At 65.6% G+C, this 18,295-nt stretch carries 19 protein-coding genes and 1 riboswitch; of the genes, 18 read left to right on the top strand and 1 reads right to left on the bottom strand.

Going from position 1 to position 18,295, the window contains the following annotated elements:
* Window positions 1–88 precede the first annotated feature (88 nt).
* The gene (locus QQS38_RS17060; protein ID WP_479646554.1) at window positions 89–1,555 is read left to right on the top strand and encodes a glutamate synthase subunit beta; all 1,467 of its coding nucleotides are present in this window, start codon (window positions 89–91) and stop codon (window positions 1,553–1,555) included.
* 4 nt (window positions 1,556–1,559) lie between these two features.
* Complete coding sequence (thpR, locus tag QQS38_RS17055; RefSeq protein ID WP_479646553.1) at window positions 1,560–2,198, top strand: RNA 2',3'-cyclic phosphodiesterase; 639 nt, start codon at window positions 1,560–1,562, stop codon at window positions 2,196–2,198.
* Between the two features lie 3 nt (window positions 2,199–2,201).
* On the opposite strand, the gene QQS38_RS17050 is transcribed toward thpR, so the two are convergent.
* A complete protein-coding gene (locus QQS38_RS17050; protein WP_479646552.1) occupies window positions 2,202–3,965 on the bottom strand; it encodes an ABC transporter ATP-binding protein/permease in 1,764 nt (587 codons plus the stop codon).
* Between the two features lie 324 nt (window positions 3,966–4,289).
* A riboswitch (TPP riboswitch) is annotated at window positions 4,290–4,421 on the top strand.
* A 149-nt stretch (window positions 4,422–4,570) separates the two neighbouring features.
* Here QQS38_RS17050 and QQS38_RS17045 point away from each other — a divergent pair.
* The 16 genes from QQS38_RS17045 to hisD all read left to right on the top strand — a co-directional run bounded on the left by QQS38_RS17045 (window position 4,571) and on the right by hisD (window position 18,294).
* Complete coding sequence (locus tag QQS38_RS17045; protein ID WP_479646551.1) at window positions 4,571–5,752, top strand: FAD-dependent oxidoreductase; 1,182 nt, start codon at window positions 4,571–4,573, stop codon at window positions 5,750–5,752.
* 26 nt (window positions 5,753–5,778) lie between these two features.
* Window positions 5,779–5,976, top strand: a complete 198-nt coding sequence (gene thiS / locus QQS38_RS17040) for a sulfur carrier protein ThiS (RefSeq protein WP_277430330.1) — start codon at window positions 5,779–5,781, stop codon at window positions 5,974–5,976.
* Between the two features lie 149 nt (window positions 5,977–6,125).
* On the top strand, window positions 6,126–6,950 hold the full coding sequence (locus QQS38_RS17035) for a thiazole synthase (protein ID WP_479646550.1): 825 nt from the start codon (window positions 6,126–6,128) through the stop codon (window positions 6,948–6,950).
* 88 nt (window positions 6,951–7,038) lie between these two features.
* Window positions 7,039–8,139 (top strand): thiamine phosphate synthase, encoded by a 1,101-nt coding sequence (gene thiE, locus QQS38_RS17030; RefSeq protein WP_479646549.1) that lies wholly within the window; start codon window positions 7,039–7,041, stop codon window positions 8,137–8,139.
* Window positions 8,140–8,243: 104 nt separating this feature from the next.
* Entirely contained in the window at window positions 8,244–9,068 is an 825-nt protein-coding gene (locus tag QQS38_RS17025) for an ABC transporter ATP-binding protein (RefSeq protein WP_479646548.1), read from the top strand.
* The gene (gene mlaE / locus QQS38_RS17020; protein ID WP_479646547.1) at window positions 9,065–9,832 is read left to right on the top strand and encodes a lipid asymmetry maintenance ABC transporter permease subunit MlaE; all 768 of its coding nucleotides are present in this window, start codon (window positions 9,065–9,067) and stop codon (window positions 9,830–9,832) included. The genes QQS38_RS17025 and mlaE overlap by 4 nt, the downstream gene beginning before the upstream one ends.
* A gap of 91 nt (window positions 9,833–9,923) precedes the next feature.
* Window positions 9,924–10,502 (top strand): outer membrane lipid asymmetry maintenance protein MlaD, encoded by a 579-nt coding sequence (gene mlaD, locus QQS38_RS17015; protein WP_479646546.1) that lies wholly within the window; start codon window positions 9,924–9,926, stop codon window positions 10,500–10,502.
* A gap of 37 nt (window positions 10,503–10,539) precedes the next feature.
* Window positions 10,540–11,508, top strand: a complete 969-nt coding sequence (locus QQS38_RS17010; RefSeq protein WP_479646545.1) for an MlaA family lipoprotein — start codon at window positions 10,540–10,542, stop codon at window positions 11,506–11,508.
* Window positions 11,509–11,647: 139 nt separating this feature from the next.
* Entirely contained in the window at window positions 11,648–12,280 is a 633-nt protein-coding gene (locus tag QQS38_RS17005; protein WP_479646544.1) for an MlaC/ttg2D family ABC transporter substrate-binding protein, read from the top strand.
* Entirely contained in the window at window positions 12,277–12,591 is a 315-nt protein-coding gene (locus tag QQS38_RS17000; RefSeq protein ID WP_479646543.1) for an STAS domain-containing protein, read from the top strand. Before QQS38_RS17005 ends, QQS38_RS17000 begins: the two co-directional genes overlap by 4 nt.
* Before the next feature lie 182 nt (window positions 12,592–12,773).
* Complete coding sequence (locus QQS38_RS16995) at window positions 12,774–13,700, top strand: ABC transporter ATP-binding protein (protein WP_479646542.1); 927 nt, start codon at window positions 12,774–12,776, stop codon at window positions 13,698–13,700.
* A 163-nt stretch (window positions 13,701–13,863) separates the two neighbouring features.
* A complete protein-coding gene (locus tag QQS38_RS16990; protein WP_479646541.1) occupies window positions 13,864–14,619 on the top strand; it encodes an ABC transporter permease in 756 nt (251 codons plus the stop codon).
* A gap of 32 nt (window positions 14,620–14,651) precedes the next feature.
* Window positions 14,652–14,891, top strand: coding sequence for a BolA family protein (locus QQS38_RS16985; RefSeq protein ID WP_479646540.1), 240 nt, complete (start codon window positions 14,652–14,654; stop codon window positions 14,889–14,891).
* An 87-nt stretch (window positions 14,892–14,978) separates the two neighbouring features.
* Window positions 14,979–16,250, top strand: coding sequence for a UDP-N-acetylglucosamine 1-carboxyvinyltransferase (gene murA, locus QQS38_RS16980; RefSeq protein ID WP_479646597.1), 1,272 nt, complete (start codon window positions 14,979–14,981; stop codon window positions 16,248–16,250).
* On the top strand, window positions 16,247–16,930 hold the full coding sequence (gene hisG, locus QQS38_RS16975) for an ATP phosphoribosyltransferase (protein WP_479646539.1): 684 nt from the start codon (window positions 16,247–16,249) through the stop codon (window positions 16,928–16,930). Before murA ends, hisG begins: the two co-directional genes overlap by 4 nt.
* A gap of 41 nt (window positions 16,931–16,971) precedes the next feature.
* Window positions 16,972–18,294, top strand: coding sequence for a histidinol dehydrogenase (gene hisD / locus QQS38_RS16970; RefSeq protein ID WP_479646538.1), 1,323 nt, complete (start codon window positions 16,972–16,974; stop codon window positions 18,292–18,294).
* Window position 18,295: the final 1 nt, after the last annotated feature.

Genomic DNA, 18,295 nt, shown 5'->3' with positions numbered 1-18,295 from the left:
GCGCCCCGATCGGACTTGACGTCGATCGGCGCGCGCGGATCGCGCCGGCCCACCCCGATACCGACGATTTAGGAAAGAAGAGCACCCCATGGGCAAGGCAACCGGTTTTCTCGAGTTTGAGCGCCGCCACGAGTCGTATGAAGCCCCGCTCGCGCGCGTGAAGCACTACAAGGAATTCGTTCTCGCGCTCAGCGACGAGGACGCGAAGATTCAAGGCGCCCGATGCATGGACTGCGGCATCCCGTTCTGCAACAACGGCTGCCCGGTCAACAACATCATTCCCGACTTCAACGACCTCGTTTATCACCAGGACTGGCGGCGCGCGATCGACGTGCTCCATTCGACGAACAACTTCCCGGAGTTCACGGGACGTATTTGTCCCGCGCCCTGCGAGGCGGCCTGCACGCTCAGCATCAACGCCGAGCCGGTCGGCATCAAGTCGATCGAGCACGCCATCATCGACAAGGCTTGGAGCGAAGGCTGGGTTGCGCCGTTGCCACCCAAGAAGAAGACCGGCAAGAAGGTGGCCGTCGTCGGCTCCGGGCCGGCGGGGCTCGCGAGCGCGCAGCAACTCGCGCGCGCCGGGCATGAAGTGACGGTGTTCGAAAAGAACGATCGGATCGGTGGGCTCCTGCGCTATGGGATCCCCGACTTCAAGCTCGAGAAGTGGCTGATCGATCGGCGCATGCGCCAAATGGAGGCCGAAGGCGTCACGTTCCGCACCAACGTGTTCGTCGGCGAGGACGCGTTGCCCGCTTACATCGGCAACACGGCCAAGGAGACGATTTCGCCCGCGGCGCTCAAGGAACAGTTCGACGCTGTCGTGATCGCGGGCGGCTCCGAGACGCCGCGCGATCTACCCGTTCCCGGCCGGGAACTCGCGGGCGTCTACTACGCGATGGAGTTCTTGCCGCAGCAGAACAAGGTCAACGCGGGCGATAAGCTCGCCGACCAACTGCTCGCCAAGGGCAAGCACGTCGTCGTCATCGGCGGCGGGGACACGGGTTCGGACTGCGTCGGCACCTCGAACCGCCATGGCGCGAAGAGCGTGACGCAATTCGAGCTGCTGCCGCAGCCGCCGGAGGAAGAGAACAAGCCTCTCGTTTGGCCGTATTGGCCGATCAAACTGCGCACTTCGTCGTCGCACGAGGAAGGGTGCAGCCGCGATTGGTCGGTGGCGACCAAGCGCTTCGAAGGCAAGAACGGCAAGGTCGAGAAGCTCGTCGCCGCGCGCGTCGAATGGAAGGACGGCAAGATGCAGGAAGTGCCGGGCTCCGAGTTCGAGATGAAAGCCGATCTGGTATTGCTCGCAATGGGCTTTACACAGCCGGCGTCCCCCGTGCTCGACGCCTTCGGCGTCGACAAGGATGCGCGCGGCAACGTGCGTGCCTCGACCGAGGGCGAGCGGGCGTACTACACGTCGGTCGACAAGGTGTTTACCGCGGGCGACATGCGGCGCGGTCAATCGCTCGTCGTATGGGCGATTCGCGAAGGCCGCCAATGTGCGCGCGCCGTCGATGCGTTCTTGATGGGCAGTTCGGAGTTGCCGCGCTGAGCGTATGACCGCGCGCGAGATCGTCGACGACGATTGGCATCGCTGTTTCATCGCGCTCGCGCCCGACGAGGCCACGCGCGAGGCGCTGGCGGCGATGCCCGTCGGCGCGGCGGCTCGCCGCGTCGGCGCCGAGCAATTGCACATGACGTTGGCGTTTCTCGGCACCGTCCCGCCACGCCAGGGCACCCGGCTGGCAGCGCAACTGGCGCAGACCGTCGTGCCCTTGGCGGCGCAACGGGCCGAGCCGATTCAATACTGGCCGAGCGCCGTGCATCCTCGCCTCGTCGTCGTGCCGTTCGCCTTGGGCCCGGGGCTTGGCGAAATCGAAGCGCGCGTGCGCGAACTCGTCGCGAGCCTGGGCTTGCCGATCGACGAGCATCGCCCATTTCGCCCGCACATCACACTGGCGCGGTTCGCGCGTTCGACCAGGCCAGCGGCTTCGGCCGAACCGGTACCCAGTGCGCCAACCCTAGCCGCCGCGACGACAGCCGGGATCGGCCTTGCGCCGGTAGGCGTGTCGCAGGGCGCAGCGACGCTTTCCGTCATCCCTCGCTTCGATACGTTGACGCTCTATTCGAGCACGCTCGCGCGTCACGGCGCGCGCTACCGCGCGCTTGCATCGGTAGCCGTGCCGCCGGCGTGACGGTTACGCGACGACGCGCTCCTCCACCCGCGCGATGTCGAGCACGTGCTCGTGCAACTCGAGCAGCGACTCGCGATGCGCGACGCTGACGATCGCCGTGTTCGGGAGCCGCTCGAGCAGCAAGCGATAGACGTTGGCTTCGTTTTCGGTATCGAGCGCGCTCGTCGCTTCATCGAGGAATAGGAAATCGGGCTTGTGCAGCAGGACCCGCGCGCAGGCGAGACGCTGTTGCTCGCCGGGCGAGAGCACGCGCGTCCAATGCGCCGATTCGGCCAACCGCTGCGCGTAGCCTTCGAGGCGGCAGGCGCGTAGCACCTCGCGGCATGCCTCGTCGGTGAAGGTATCGGCAGTGGACGGATAGGCGAGGGCGCCTTTGAGCGTGCCGATGGGCAAATAACCCTGCTGCGGCACGAACATCGATCGCGCGCCGACGGGCGCGTCGATCGCACCGTCGCCGAACGGCCAGAGGCCCGCAAAGGCGCGCAGCAGCGTGCTCTTGCCGCATCCCGACGGCCCGCGCACGAGCCAGCGGGCGCCCGGCTTCACCTCGATGTCGGCGATGGCGGCGAGGGGCGTGCCGTTGGGAAGCGCCAGGCGCAGGTCGTGCGTGACGAGCGTATTCGTATCGACGTAGTGCAGATTGATGCCGCCATGCTCGGTGGCGGGCGACAGCGCTTCGCCCATATGCGTGCTTTCGATTACGCGGCTGAATTCGCGCAGACGATTCACGGTGGCGCGCCAATCGACGAGCGAAGAGTAGTTGTTGATGAACCAGGAGAACGATTCGCTGACCGTATTGAAGGCGTTTTGAATTTGCATCAGCACGCCGAACGCGAAGGCGCCGGCGAAATAGCGAGGCGCGGCCAACACGAGCGGAAAGATGAGCGACGCTTGGCCGTAAAAGTTCGATGCGAAGTTCAGCCGTCGCGTGTACTTCATGATGAGCCACCAGTTGTCGCGGATGCGCGCGAAGATGTTTCGCGCATTCGCGTTTTCGGTGTTCATCCCATCGTAGAAGGCGATTTGCTCGGCGTTCTCCCGCACGCGGATGAGCCCGAAGCGGAAATCGGCTTCCACGCGCTGTTGCTGGTAAGTGATCGACACGAGCGGATGGCCGACTCGATAGATCAAATACGAGCCGCAAATGGCGTAGATGCACGCGGCCCACACCATATAGCCGGGGATGGTCCAAGTCGAGCCCGAGAGCTTGACGGTCAGCGGCCCGGCGACGGCCCACAGAATCGTGACGAACGAGAACAGCGTCACGATGTTCGACAAGAATCCGAGCGATAGCGAGAGCGTGTTGGTGGCGAACGATTGAAGATCGTCCGTGATCCGCTGGTCCGGGTTGTCGGCGAGACGGTCGCGTTCGATGCGGTAGAACGCGCGTTCGCCGAGCCACGCGCGCAGAAAGCGGTGCGTCAGCCACTGCCGCCAGCGGAACTCGAGCATTTGCCGCAGGTAGACGCGATACACGGCGAGGGCGACGAAGATGAACGCGAGCAGCGTGAACTGCAGCAGCAGGTGCGAGAACTGCGACAAGTCCTTGGCCTGCAACGCGTTGTAAAACTTCGCGTACCACTGGTTGAACCAAACGCTGAAGCCGACGAGCGTGAGGTTCATCGCGACGATCGCGAGCAATAAGCTCCATGCGATTTTCCACTCCTCGGACACCCAGTAAGGCTTGATGAGACCCCAGGCCGTAATCGAGCGAATCTGAAGCGGCGCATCGTCGCGCGTTGGAACGGGATTGAGGGACGCAGTCATAGTGTGGTCGTAAGGAGAGCGGAAAGCGTGATACGTGAGCTGGCCGGTTGCACGAGCGCGGCGCCGTTGCGCGTCGCGCCGCAGGGTGCGCTCGATTGCCGCGCATTGTTGCCCGAGCCTCTTAAAACAGTCTTAACGATGGACGCAGGCAGAGCACGTGCCGCACCCGGCTCGCGCCCCGCCGAGCGGGCGATGGGACATTGTGCCAGAGCGCGGCGTCGAGGCGCTCGACCGGCATCGCGCCCCTGAATGGATGCGCTCGCACAACCGTGTCGCGGCCGCCGGGCGTTTGCGGCCGCTCGCGCTTTTATGGTCTAATGACCCACGACGAAACAGGGGTGCTTCGCACGTTGCAGGTGGGCAGTATGGCGCCAAGCCGTACCGCCGCGAGGCTGAGAGAGACCCTTCGCACCCGATCCGGGTAATACCGGCGCGGGAAGTTTCGGGAACGCTTTGCGTGGGACGCTCCGTGTCGGATCGTCCTTCCCCGCCGGGTCGCGTCCGCGTCTTTTCGATGCGCGCGCTCCGGCCGGCCTCACCGGCCGGTTTCGTCCTTGTGTACGAAAGTTTGCGGTTCGCACCGCCGTACGAAAAGGATCGATCCGATGTCCGCTCATTGTTCAGTCGTTTCAACCGTTGTACCGTCGACACCCGATTTCGCCGTTCTCGGCGGCGGGCTTTGCGGTCGGCTCATTGCTTGGCGCCTCGCCGGCGCCGGCCATAGCGTTTCCCTTTACGAGCGCGGCGATGCGGCCGGTTCCTCGTCGGCGGCGTGGGTCGCCGCCGCGATGCTGGCCCCGCTCGCCGAAGCGGCGGTGGCCGAACCGCTGATCGTAGGCCTGGGCGCAGCCTCGCTCGAAGATTGGCCGCGCATCCTCGCCTCCTTGCCCGAACCCGTGTTCTTCCAACGCAATGGCACGCTCGTGCTCTGGCATCACACCGATCGCGCGGAAGCTGCGCTGTTCGAGCGCCGCATGCGGGCGAATGCGCCGGCGGCGTTGCTGGCCGAGGGCGGTATCGCGGCCGTCGACGCGAACGGGCTCGCGCTTGCCGAGCCCGCGCTGGCGGGCCGATTCGCCAGCGGGTGGTTGCTGCCGCGCGAGGGCCAATTGGACAATCGCCAGGTGCTGAGCGCTTTGGCCGCAGGGCTCGCCGAGCGCGGCGTCGCGGCGCATTGGCACACGAGCATCGACGAATCGGCGCTGCCACCCGCGCGCGTGACGATCGACTGCCGGGGCCTGGGCGCCAAGCCCGCGCTGCCGGCGCTGCGTGGCATTCGCGGCGAAGTGGCGCGCATCAAAGCGCCCGGCATCGGCTTGACGCGGCCGGTGCGGCTGCTCCATCCGCGCTATCCGATCTACCTCGCCCCCAAAGAGAACGACGTGTACGTGATCGGCGCCACCGAGATCGAGGGCGAAGACATGTCGCCCGTGAGCGTGCGTTCGGCGCTGGAACTGCTCAGCGCGGCCTTCGCGGTTCATCCGGGCTTCGGCGAGGCGCGCATCCTCGAATTGAATACGCAGTGCCGCCCTACGCTGCCCGATCATCGTCCCGCCATCATGTGGGACGGCGCGCAAACGCTGCGAGTCAATGGGCTGTACCGTCACGGCTATATGATCGCCCCCGAAGTGTCGGCGACGGCCACCGAGCTGGCGCAGGCGCTGTTGGCGGGGCGGTGCAAAGATGCCGAAGCGTTCGCGGCGCTGCGCGAAACGTCGCCTTGGTCGTCGATGCTCCATTGCACTGCGTCGCGCGAGCGCGCGGCCGAAGCGACCCCGCAGCCCTAGTCAACTCGCCAAACGTCTCGCCGATCATGGATATCGAAGTCAATCAAACCCCGCTCTCGCTGCCCGAGCACGCCACGCTCGCCGATGCGCTATCCGCCTTCGGCGCGCGCCCGCCGTTCGCCGTCGCGGTAAATGGCGAATTCGTCGCGCGCGGACAGCACGCGGCGCGCACGTTGAGCGCGGGCGACCGGATCGACGTCGTTCATCCGGTGGCGGGCGGCTGAACGCCTCCTCGGCCCACGCGCCGCGCACCGCGCACCGCGCACCGCCGGCGGCCAGGCAGAGGCCTTGCTGGCCGATGGCGTGGGCGGCGCGATTCAACGCATCGAACTTGTTTTCGACTTACGAGCATTCGAGCCTTTCAGGACATCCGATGACCTCCGCTTACCCCGCAGTCCCCGCCGCAGCCGACGCACTGACGCTTTACGGCGAAACCTTCGCAAGCCGCGTCCTGCTCGGCACGTCGCGGTATCCGTCCTTGCAGTCGCTGGCCGATTCTATCGACGCCGCTGGCCCCGCAATGGTGACGGTCGCGTTGCGCCGCCAGATGAACGAGCAGACGGCGCAAGCCGGTTTCTTCGATTTGCTCAAGGCCCGCGGCGTGCCGCTCTTGCCCAATACGGCCGGCTGCCAGAGCGTGGCCGAAGCCGTGACGACGGCGCACATGGCGCGCGAAGTGTTCGACACCGATTGGATCAAGCTCGAGCTGATCGGCGACGATTACACGCTGCAGCCCGATCCGGTCGGCTTGATCGAAGCGGCGGCGCGGCTCGTCAAAGACGGATTCAAAGTGCTGCCCTATTGCACCGAGGATCTGGTGATCGGCCGCAGGCTGCTCGACGCCGGGTGCGAAGCCTTGATGCCGTGGGGCGCGCCCATCGGCACGGGCAAGGGCGTCGTCAATCCCTATGGGCTGCGGGTGCTGCGCGAGCGCCTGCCCGATGTGCCCTTGATCGTCGATGCCGGGTTGGGCGTGCCGTCGCACGCATGCCAAGTCATGGAGTGGGGTTTCGACGGCGTGCTGCTCAATACGGCGGTCTCCCAAGCGACGCTCCCGGCGGCGATGGCGCACGCATTCGCGCAAGCGGTGCAAGCGGGGCGTGGGGCGTACAGGGCCGGGCCGATGGCCGAGCGCGATAGCGCCCAGGCGAGCACGCCTGTCGTCGGCATGCCGTTCTGGCATCAGGATGCTCGATGAGCGCGGCGCACGCGCTTTTGCGCACGGGCCGCGCGGCTTCGCCGTGGCGGCGCGAAGCCTTTGGCGCGCGTAGCGCGGGGAGCGGCGCATGAGAACCCTCGCTTTTGCCGATCGCGATTTGTTTTGGCCCCCCGCCGACGAACTGGTCGAAGCGGCCGAACGCATACGCGTGAGGCTGGGCGATTGGCCGCGTGCGCGCGTCGATTGGCGCGTTTGCCTCGCGGCGCCCGATACGGCGCGTGCGGGCGATTTGATCGTGGTGATCGGCCAGGTGGCCGATGCAGGGCTGGCTCAGGCATGGCGCGCGGCCGGTGCAGGGCTGATCGAGGCTCACGGAGGTGGCGTTGCGTTGACGACGGCGACCGGGGTGCGCTATGCGTTCGAAGGGTCGCTTGCCGAGGATTGGCTCGCGGCGCTGGCTGCATTTCTCGACTGCGGCCTCGAGCCGCATGATGCGTTGGTGCTCGCGCTCGCCTGGCGCGACGGCGACGAGACGCGCGGCGAGGATGCATGGCCTGTCGATCTGATGCGTTTCCCGCGCGTCGCAGGATTGCCCCCGGCGCCGGCGCAGCCGTTTCCGGCGTGCGAGCGCCGGCTCGGGCTGTATCCCGTCTTGCCGAGCGCGCAGTGGGTCGAGCGAGTTCTGGCGCTAGGGGTGAGGACCGTGCAGTTGCGTCTGAAGGATGCACCGCCTGCACAGCTCGCCACCGAGATCGGTCAGGCCGTGGCGGCCGGCCGCCGCCACGGCGCCTGCGTTTTCATCAACGATCATTGGCGTGAGGCGGCGCAGGCCGGCGCATACGGGGTGCATTTGGGGCAGGAAGATCTCGAAGCGGCCGATATGCAGGCGATTTCGCAATCGGGGATGCGGCTAGGGTTATCGACGCACGGTTATTACGAAATGTTACGCGCGCTTCACTTTCGGCCTAGCTATCTGGCGTTCGGCGCCGTGTTCCCGACCGGCACGAAGACGGTCGCGACCGCGCCGCAAGGGCTGGCCCGGCTCGAACGCTACGTGCGCCTTTTGGGCGCGCAGGTGCCGCTCGTCGCCATCGGCGGCATCGACTTGGCGCGGCTGCCTGCCGTCGCGGCCACCGGCGTGGGCAGCGTGGCGCTGGTGAGCGCGGTCACCGCGGCGCCGGATCCGGCGCGTGCGATCGCCGAGCTGCAGCGGGCGTTTGGCGCTTAGCAACACAGCGTTGTCCGTGCGGTAACGGCGACGTCACGACAGCGTTGCGGCTGAGGCCCTATAATTCCGCTTCCGCGTAAACGCGTAACAGGACTGTCCGCTTCGTGCCGCCTTCATCCTCCGAGCCCATCTTAGAGCTTCGCAACGTCGATTTCGGCTATGGCGAAGACCGTCTTGTCCTCTCGAACCTGAGCATGCGTTTCGGCCGCGGCCAGGTCGTGGCCGTCATGGGCGGCTCCGGCGGCGGCAAGACGACGGTGCTGCGTTTGATCGGCGGGCTCGAGCGTGCGCGTCGCGGCGAGGTGCTGTTCGAGGGCCGCGACGTGGGTCGGCAAACGCGGGAGGGCCTTTATGCGATGCGCCGCAAGATGGGCATGCTGTTCCAGTTCGGGGCGCTGTTCACCGATATGTCGGTGTTCGAGAACGTCGCCTTCGCGCTGCGCGAGCACACCGAGCTGCCCGAAGCGCTGATTCGCGACCTCGTACTCATGAAACTGAACGCCGTTGGGCTGCGCGGGGCGCGCGACCTCGCGCCGTCCCAAATATCGGGCGGCATGGCGCGGCGCGTGGCGCTGGCGCGCGCAATTGCACTCGACCCCGAATTGATCATGTACGACGAACCCTTCGCGGGGCTCGATCCGATTTCGCTCGGCATCACGGCAAACCTGATTCGCACGCTGAACCAGGCGCTGGGCGCCACTTCGATTCTCGTCACGCACGATGTGCCGGAATCGTTCGCGATTGCCGATTACGTCTACTTCTTGGCGAACGGAACGGTGCTCGCGCAGGGCACGCCCGCGCAGTTGCGCGAATCGGTCGATCCGACCGTGCGGCAGTTCATCGACGGCGCCCCGGACGGCCCGTTCCGCTTCCACTATCCGGCGCAAGCGACGCTCGCCGCCGATTTCGGTTTGGGAGAGCGGGCATGATCAGCGCACTGGGACATTGGGTGATCGGCCGCGTCGTGCGAACGGGCTACGCCACGCGGCTATTTCTGCGCGTCGTGCTCGAGGGGCTGCGTTTGCTGCGCCGGCCCGGGCTCGTCATCAAGCAGATCTTCTTCGTCGGCAACTACTCGTTCATCATCATCGCGGTGTCGGGCCTGTTCGTCGGCTTCGTGCTCGGGCTGCAAGGCTACTACACGCTCAATCGCTACGGCTCCGAGCAGGCCTTGGGGCTGCTCGTCGCGCTCTCGCTCGTGCGCGAGCTCGGGCCGGTCGTGACCGCGCTCTTGTTCGCCGGGCGGGCCGGGACTTCGCTGACGGCCGAAATCGGCCTCATGAAAGCCGGCGAACAATTGACGGCGCTCGAAATGATGGCGGTGGACCCGATCGCCACCGTGCTTGCGCCGCGGATGTGGGCGGGGATCATCGCCATGCCGATACTCGCCGCGATCTTCAGCGCGGTGGGGGTGCTGGGCGGTTATGTGGTGGGCGTGCTGCTGATCAACGTCGATGCCGGCGCGTTCTGGGCGCAAATGCAGGCCGGCGTCGATGTCTGGAGCGACGTCGGCAACGGCGTCATCAAAAGCATCGTATTCGGTTTCGCGGTGACCTTTATCGCGCTGTTTCAAGGCTACGAGGCCAAGGCGACGCCCGAAGGCGTATCGCTCGCGACCACGCGCACGGTCGTGTTTGCGTCGCTCGCGGTGCTCGGGCTCGATTTCCTGCTGACGGCGCTGATGTTCAGCTGACACTTTCGGCGAAAGTGCGGCGCGCGGGGGGTACACGCCGCGCGCCGCGCTTTCGCGGCGTTGCGCAATTCTCTCTTTGTTGTCTTTTGGAATGACGATGAAAAAGACTGTTCTCGACTTTTGGGTCGGCTTGTTCGTGGTGCTGGGTTTGATCGCCGTGCTGTTTCTCGCGCTCAAGGTCGGCAACATGAGCTCGCTGTCGTTCCAAGCGACCTATCCCATCAAGCTCAAGTTCGACAATATCGGCGGCCTGAAGGTGCGCGCGCCCGTGAAGAGCGCGGGCGTCGTGGTTGGCCGGGTGTCGTCGATCGGCTTCGATACGAACACCTATCAGGCGCTCGTCACGATCGATGTCGATAAGCAATATCCGTTTCCGAAGGATACTTCGGCGAAGATCCTGACCTCGGGGTTGCTCGGCGAACAATACATCGGGCTCGAGGCCGGCGGCGACAGCGAAATGCTCAAGGCCGGCGACACCATTTCGATGACGCAATCGGCCATCGTGCTCGAAAACCTCATCGGACAATTCCTTTATAGCAAAGCCGCCGATGCGGGCGGCTCCAAAGCCGCCGCGGCGCCCAGCGCGCCCGCCGCGGCGCCGAGTACGCCCGCGCCCGCGCCGAGCGCACCGGCAGCGAGCTCGCCGGCAGCGACTAGCGCCGGCACCTGACCGAACCACACACAGTGAGAGCCAACGGAGAACAATAATGCAAACCACGCGCGCCAGAAACGCGACGCTTGCTCTGGCCATAGCGGCATTGACCGGTTGCGCGTCCGTCCAGACGCCGACGCCGGGCGATCCGCTCGAGGGGCTGAACCGGACCGTCTTCAATTTCAACGATACGGTCGACACGTACGCGCTCAAGCCGGTGGCCAAGGGCTATAAATGGGCGGTGCCGCAGCCGGTGCGCTCGAGCGTGACGAACTTCTTTTCGAATGTGGGCGACGTCTACATTGCCGCGAACGAACTGCTGCAACTGAAGATCGCCGACGGTGTGGGCGACGTCATGCGCGTGGTCATCAACACCTTGTTCGGCGTAGGCGGCCTGTTCGACGTTGCGACGCTGGCCAAATTGCCGAAGCATTCGTCCGATTTCGGCGTGACGCTCGGGCACTACGGTGTGCCGTCCGGGCCGTACCTCGTCCTGCCGCTGCTCGGACCGAGCACGATGCGCGATGCAACGGGTCTTGCCGTCGATTACTATGGCAACCCGCTCAGCTACATTCAGCCCTCGAGCGTCACATGGGCGCTGTATGGCGTCAATCTCGTGAATACGCGCGCCAACCTGCTGACGACGGTCGATGTCTTGTCGGGCGCGGCGATCGACAAATACTCGTTCATTCGGAATGCGTACTTGCAGCGCCGCCGGTTCCTGATTTCGGGCACCGATGGTTCCGACGCGTTGCCGAACTACGACGATTCGCTGCCGAAGTACGACGACGGGGCATCGGACGCTGCGGGCGCGCCTGATGCGGCTTCGAGCCCGGCGCCGGCTCCCGAGGCGGGCGCGGCATCGAGCCCGGCGCCAGCGTCGAGCCCGGCCGCTACGCCTGCGGCGCCCGCGAGCGGGGCGTCGGCGCCGGCCGGCGATGGGAACGGCGAAGATCAGACCGTTCCCGGGCAGCAGTACGTGCCGCCGCGCGGCGGGTTCCCGGGCATTCATTTGCCGCGTTGAGCGGGGCGAGGCCGGCGCCGGCGCGGCGCCCTCGCGGTAACGATTCGAAACGACTGTTGCCGCGCCGGGATGGACCGGCGTCGAACTTGCATGGCATGGTGTGCTCGAATTCGGGTTCCTCGAAATTTAAGGATCGATGATGAAAAAATTCTTTTGGATAGCTTTGGTTTCCGGGTTGCTTTCGTTCGCTAGCGGCGCTTTTGCGCAATCGGTCGACACCAGTTCGCCCGAGAGCATGATCAAGACGGTGACGGGCCAAGTGCTCGACCAGATCAAGAGCGATGCGAGCATCAAGAACGGCGACATCAACAAGATCACGCAAGTCGTGAACGAAAAAATCCTGCCGTACACGGATTTCCGCCGCACGACGCAGCTTGCGATGGGCCGCGCTTGGCGGCAGGCGACGCCGCAGCAGCAAAGCCAAATGGTCGAGCAATTCAAGATGCTCTTGATCCGCACGTATTCGGGCGCGCTCTCGCAGGTGCGCGATCAGACCGTGCAGTTCAAGCCGTTCCGCGCCGACCCGGGGGCAACGGATGTCGTCGTGCGCTCGGTGGTCATGAACAACGGCCAGCCCGTCGAGCTCGACTATCGTCTCTATAAGACGGCTCAGGGTTGGAAGGTCTACGATCTGAACGTCGCGGGCGCGTGGCTGATCCAGGCGTATCAGCAGCAGTTCGCGGAAAAGATCAACCAAGGCGGCGTCGATGGCCTGCTGCAGTTCCTCACGCAGCGCAACGAGCAACTCGCCGCAGGCAAGCAACCGTCATGAGCACGGATACGAGCCGTTTCGCCACAGGCGCGACGCTCACGCACGCCAGCGCCACGAGCGCGCTGGCCGCCGGGCTCTCTCGTATCGAAGCCGGCGCCACGGTGATCGACTGCGCGGCCCTCGCGCAGTTCGATTCGTCCGCGCTCGCCGTGCTGCTGGCGTGGCGCCGGGCGGGTCAGGCGCGCGGCAAGCCCGTCGAAATTCTGAACGTGCCGGCCGGCCTGGCGAGTCTGGCCCAGGTTTACGGCGTCGACGCGCTGTTCGGCCAGCAGCCTTCTGACGCGCCCGCCGACGCCGCAGTGCCGCGCTGACGCCGGCTGTGCGCCGCCGGTGAGCGGTCCCGACTTAGCCTATAATCAACCGTTTTTCCGGACAGCCGGCAGGCATCTCGCCTCGCCGTCGTAGCGGCTCGACGTCACCGCCGCCTATGTCCACGAACGGACACCGATTAGGTCTAACAAAAGGCGCGCCGTCGAGAACGCCGCGCACATCCATGTCAGCGATAGAAATCCGCAACGTCAAGAAGCGCTATAAGGCGCTGCAAGCGCTCAAGGGCGTCAGCTTGACGGTCGAGGAAGGCGAATTTTTTGGCCTGCTCGGCCCCAACGGCGCGGGCAAAACGACCCTCATCAGCATCCTCGCGGGGCTCGCGCGCGCCGATGAAGGCAGCGTGTCGGTGCTCGGGCACGATGTCGTCGCCGATTTCCGGCAAGCGCGCCGGGCGCTCGGCGTCGTGCCGCAAGAGCTCGTGTTCGATCCTTTCTTCACCGTGCGCGAAACGCTGCGCATCCAGTCGGGCTACTACGGGCTTCACCGCAACGACGATTGGATCGACGAGGTGATGGCCAACCTCGATCTGACCGAGAAGGCCGATGCGAACATGCGCGCGCTTTCGGGCGGCATGAAGCGGCGCGTGCTGGTGGCTCAAGCGCTCGTGCATCGACCGCCCGTCATCGTCCTGGACGAGCCGACGGCCGGGGTGGACGTCGAGTTGCGCCAAACGCTGTGGAAATTCATCTCGCGCTTGAACCGCGAAGGCCACACGATCGTGCTGACGACCCATTACCTGGAAGAGGCCGAATCGCTGTGCGATCGCATTGCGATGCTGCGGCGCGGCGAGGTGGTCGCGCTCGATCGCACGAGTGCTTTGCTGCAGCGTTTCGCGGGGATGCAATTGTTCTTGCGGCTGAGCGCGGGCGCGTTGCCCGCCGAATTACGTGCGCTCGAGGTCGAGCCGGCGGCCCCCGGCGCGCGCCAGCATCTGCTGCGCTTGTCGAGCTACGACGACGTCGAGCGCATTCTTTCGCAGTGCCGGGCGGTGGGCTGCGCCTTCGAAGAAATCGACGTGCGCAAGGCCGATTTGGAGGACGTTTTCGTGCAGTTGATGCATACGCCGGAAGTCGTGGAGGGGCTGGCATGAGTCGCTCCCCCTGCGCTCGCTACCGCTCGCTGCCGGCCGGTGTTGGCGCTTCAGTGCGTACCCCGGTTCCGCGCAAAGCGCCCTGCACGGGCGGCGCTGCCTCCCTTGAGGGGGAGTCGGCGCTCGAAGCAAGTCCCCGTCTATTGATGGGACGGGAGGCGCCATGAGCGGCTTTCGCACCCTGTTCTACAAAGAAATCCTGCGGTTTTGGAAGGTGGCGTTCCAAACCGTGCTCGCGCCCGTCGTCACGGCGCTGCTCTATCTGACGATTTTTGGGCACGCGTTGCGCGGGCGCGTCGACGTCTATCCTGGCGTCGAGTACACGAGCTTCCTGATTCCCGGGCTCGTCATGATGAGCGTGCTGCAAAACGCATTTGCAAACAGTTCGTCTTCGTTGATCCAGTCCAAGATCACGGGCAACCTCGTCTTCGTCTTGCTGCCGCCGCTCACGTATTGGGAGATGTTCGGCGCTTACGTGCTGGCGGCCGTCGTGCGCGGGCTCGCGGTAGGTTTCGGGGTGTTCGTCGTCACGATCTGGTTCATTCCGGTCGGCTTCGCGGCGCCGCTGTTCATCATCGCGTTCGCCGTGCTCGGCTCGGCCATTCTCGGCACGCTCGGACTCATAGCGGGCATTTGGGCCGAGAAGTTCGATCAGCTCGCGGCATTCCAGAATTTCTTGATCATGCCGCTCACGTTTCTCTCGGGCGTGTTCTATTCGACGCATTCGCTGCCTGATCTTTGGCGCCATGTGTCGCGGCTGAACCCGTTTTTCTACATGATCGACGGCTTTCGCTATGGGTTTTTCGGCGTGTCCGATATCAACCCGCTCACGAGTCTGGCCGTCGTCGGCGGGTTTTTCGCGCTGATTGCCGCCTTCGCGATGCGTTTGCTCGCGTCGGGCTACAAGCTGCGCTATTGAATTGAATTGAATTGGAAGAAGGAGCGTTCACCATGTTGCCGACCCCCGACCAGGTCAAGCAATACATCGAAGCGGGCCTTGCCTGCCGGCATCTGGAAGTCGAGGGCGACGGCCAGCATTTTTTTGCGACGATCGTCTCCGAGGCGTTCGAGGGCAAGCGCCTGATCCAGCGGCATCAGCTCGTTTATGCGGCCCTCGGCGAGCGCATGCGACAGGAAATTCACGCGCTGAGCATGAAGACGCTCACGCCGGCGGAATGGCAGAACGGATAATTCGAGATTCTAAGAGTGCGCATTACACAAGATTCACGCGGCGCCGGTAGCGGCGCCGCCACGGACGCCCGCGCGGCGCAAACCAGCATGGACAAGCTCGTGATCGAAGGCGGCCGGCCGCTTGCCGGAGAAATCGGCATCTCGGGCGCGAAGAACGCGGCGTTGCCGATTCTGTGCGCCAGCCTGTTGACGGCCGACCCGCTGCAGCTCGACAACGTGCCGGATCTGCAGGACGTGCGCACGATGCTCAAGCTGCTCGCGCAGATGGGCGTGCACGAGGCGCGCGGGGCCGGCGAGGCCGCGCAATTGACGCTCGACGCGGCGAACGTCGGCAATCCCGTCGCGCCGTACGAGCTCGTCAAGACGATGCGCGCCTCGATCCTCGTGCTCGGCCCGCTCGTCGCGCGTTTCGGGCATGCCAGAGTGTCGCTGCCCGGCGGCTGCGCGATCGGCGCGCGTCCGGTGGACCAGCACATCAAGGGCCTGCAGGCGATGGGCGCCGAGATCAGCATCGAGCATGGCTACATCGAGGCTCGCGCCACGCGGCTCAAGGGCGCGCGCATCATGACGGATATGATCACGGTCACCGGCACGGAGAACTTGCTGATGGCGGCCACGTTGGCCGAGGGCGAGACCGTGCTCGAGAACGCCGCACGCGAGCCCGAGGTGAGCGACCTCGCGCAACTGCTCGTGCGCACGGGGGCTAGGATCGACGGGATCGGCACCGATCGCCTCGTGATTCAAGGCGTCGAGCGGCTGCACGGCGCGCGCCACGCTGTGATTCCCGATCGCATCGAGGCGGGCACGTTCTTGTGTGCCGTGGCGGCCGCGGGTGGCGACGTGACGCTGCGTAATGTCCGCCCGATCACGCTCGAGGCGGTCACGATGAAGCTGCGGGAGGCGGGCGTGACGCTCGAGGAAGGCGAGGATTGGATCCGGGTGCGGATGGCGCGGCGCCCCGCGTGCGTGTCGTTTCGCACGTCCGAATATCCGGCGTTCCCCACCGACATGCAGGCGCAATTCATGGCGCTCAATGCGATCGCCGAGGGCACGTCGCAAGTCGTCGAGACGATTTTCGAGAACCGCTTCATGCATGTGCAGGAACTCAATCGGCTTGGGGCGAACATCACGATCGACGGCAATACGGCGCTCGTGACCGGGGTGCCGCGGCTGTCGGGCGCCACGGTGATGGCCACCGATCTGCGGGCATCGGCGAGCCTCGTGATCGCCGGGCTCACGGCCGAAGGCGAAACGCTCGTCGACCGCATCTATCACCTCGATCGCGGCTACGACCGCATGGAAGAAAAACTGTCGGCGATCGGCGCCCGTGTGCGCCGCGTGTCGGAGAAACGCGCATGAGCACGATCCCTACGAGTTCCACCACGCCCTTGACGCTCGCCCTCTCGAAGGGGCGGATCTTCGAGGAGACGATGCCGCTGCTCGCCGCGGCGGGCGTGCAGGTTTCGGAGGATCCGGAAACCTCCCGCAAGCTGATCTTGCCTACGAGCGCGCCGAACCTGCGCGTGATCATCGTGCGCGCGACCGACGTGCCCACGTATGTCGAATACGGCGCGGCCGATTTCGGCGTCGCCGGCAAGGACGTGCTGCTCGAACACGGCGGCTCGGGCTTGTATCAGCCGATCGACCTCGATATCGCGCGTTGCCGGATGTCGGTGGCGGTCAAGGCGGGCTTCGATTACGCCAATGCCGTGCGGCAGGGCGCCCGGCTGCGCGTCGCGACCAAGTATGTGCAAACCGCGCGCGAGCATTTCGCGGCGAAGGGCGTGCACGTTGACCTCATCAAGCTGTACGGCTCGATGGAGCTCGCGCCGCTCGTGGGCTTGGCCGACGCGATCGTGGATCTGGTCAGCTCGGGCGGCACGCTGCGCGCGAACAACCTGGTCGAGGTGGAGGAGATCATGCAAATCTCCTCGCGCCTCGTGGTGAACCAAGCGGCGCTCAAATTGAAGCGCGCCGCGCTCAAGCCGTTGCTCGAGGCGTTCGAGCGGGCTTCGCAGCGCACGGCGGGCAGCGCCTGACGCGCCCGCCCGGTGCGCGCATTACCGAAACGGATACCAGCATGGCACTTACGATTCGCAAACTCGATTCGAGCGACGCCGGTTTCGGCGCGGCGCTCGCCGGCGTACTCGCCTTCGAGGCGAGCGAGGATGAGGCGATCGAGCGCTCGGTTGCGCAGATTCTGGCCGACGTGAAAGCGCGCGGCGATGCCGCCGTCCTCGAATACACGAACCGCTTCGACCGCCTGAGCGTCGATAGCTTGGCGGCGCTCGAGCTGCCGACGAGCGAGCTCGAAGCCGCCCTGGAAGGGCTCGAGCCCAAACGCCGCGCCGCGCTCGAGGCCGCGGCGGCGCGCGTGCGCGCTTATCACGAGAAGCAGAAGATCGAATGCGGCAGCCATAGCTGGCAGTACACCGAGGCCGACGGTACGGTGCTCGGCCAGAAAGTCACGCCGCTCGATCGCGCCGGCATCTACGTGCCGGGCGGCAAGGCCGCGTATCCGTCGTCGGTCTTGATGAACGCCATTCCCGCGCGGGTGGCGGGCGTACGCGAAATCGTAATGGTCGTGCCCACGCCGGACGGCGTGCGCAATCCGCTCGTGCTGGCCGCCGCGCTTTTGGGCGGCGTCGACCGTGTGTTTACGATCGGCGGCGCGCAGGCGATCGGCGCGCTCGCGTACGGCACCCAGAGCCTGCCTGCCGTGGATAAGATCTGCGGCCCCGGCAACGCCTACGTGGCGGCGGCCAAGCGGCGCGTGTTCGGCACCGTCGGTATCGACATGATCGCCGGGCCGTCGGAGATTCTCATCCTGTGCGACGGCACGACGGACCCGCGCTGGGTGGCGATGGACTTGTTCTCCCAGGCCGAGCACGACGAACTGGCGCAATCGATCCTGCTGTGCCCCGACGAAGCGTTCATCTCGCGTGTCGAAGACGCGATCGTCGAACTGTTGCCGACCATGCCGCGTCGTGAGGTGATCGAGCGCTCGCTCGTGGGCCGCGGCGCGCTCATCAAGGTGCGCGACATGACCGAAGCCTGTTCGATCGCGAATCAGATCGCGCCCGAGCACCTGGAGATTTCGGCGCTCGACCCCCATCAATGGGCGAAGGAGATCCGCCATGCGGGCGCGATTTTCATGGGCCGCTACACCAGCGAGAGCCTGGGCGACTACTGTGCCGGGCCGAACCACGTCTTGCCCACCTCCCGCACGGCGCGCTTTTCGTCGCCGCTCGGCGTCTACGATTTCTTCAAGCGTTCGAGCGTGATCGAAGTGAGTGCGGAGGGAGCGCAGACGCTCGGCGAGATCGCTGCCGAACTGGCCTATGGCGAGGGGTTGCCGGCGCACGCGCGCAGCGCCGAATACCGGATGAAACAAGGCGGCTGAT

The sequence above is a fragment of the Trinickia sp. Z7 genome (assembly GCF_056498045.1).
Note: the sequence above shows the minus strand (reverse complement) of the source record. Positions and strands in the feature narration are given on the sequence as shown.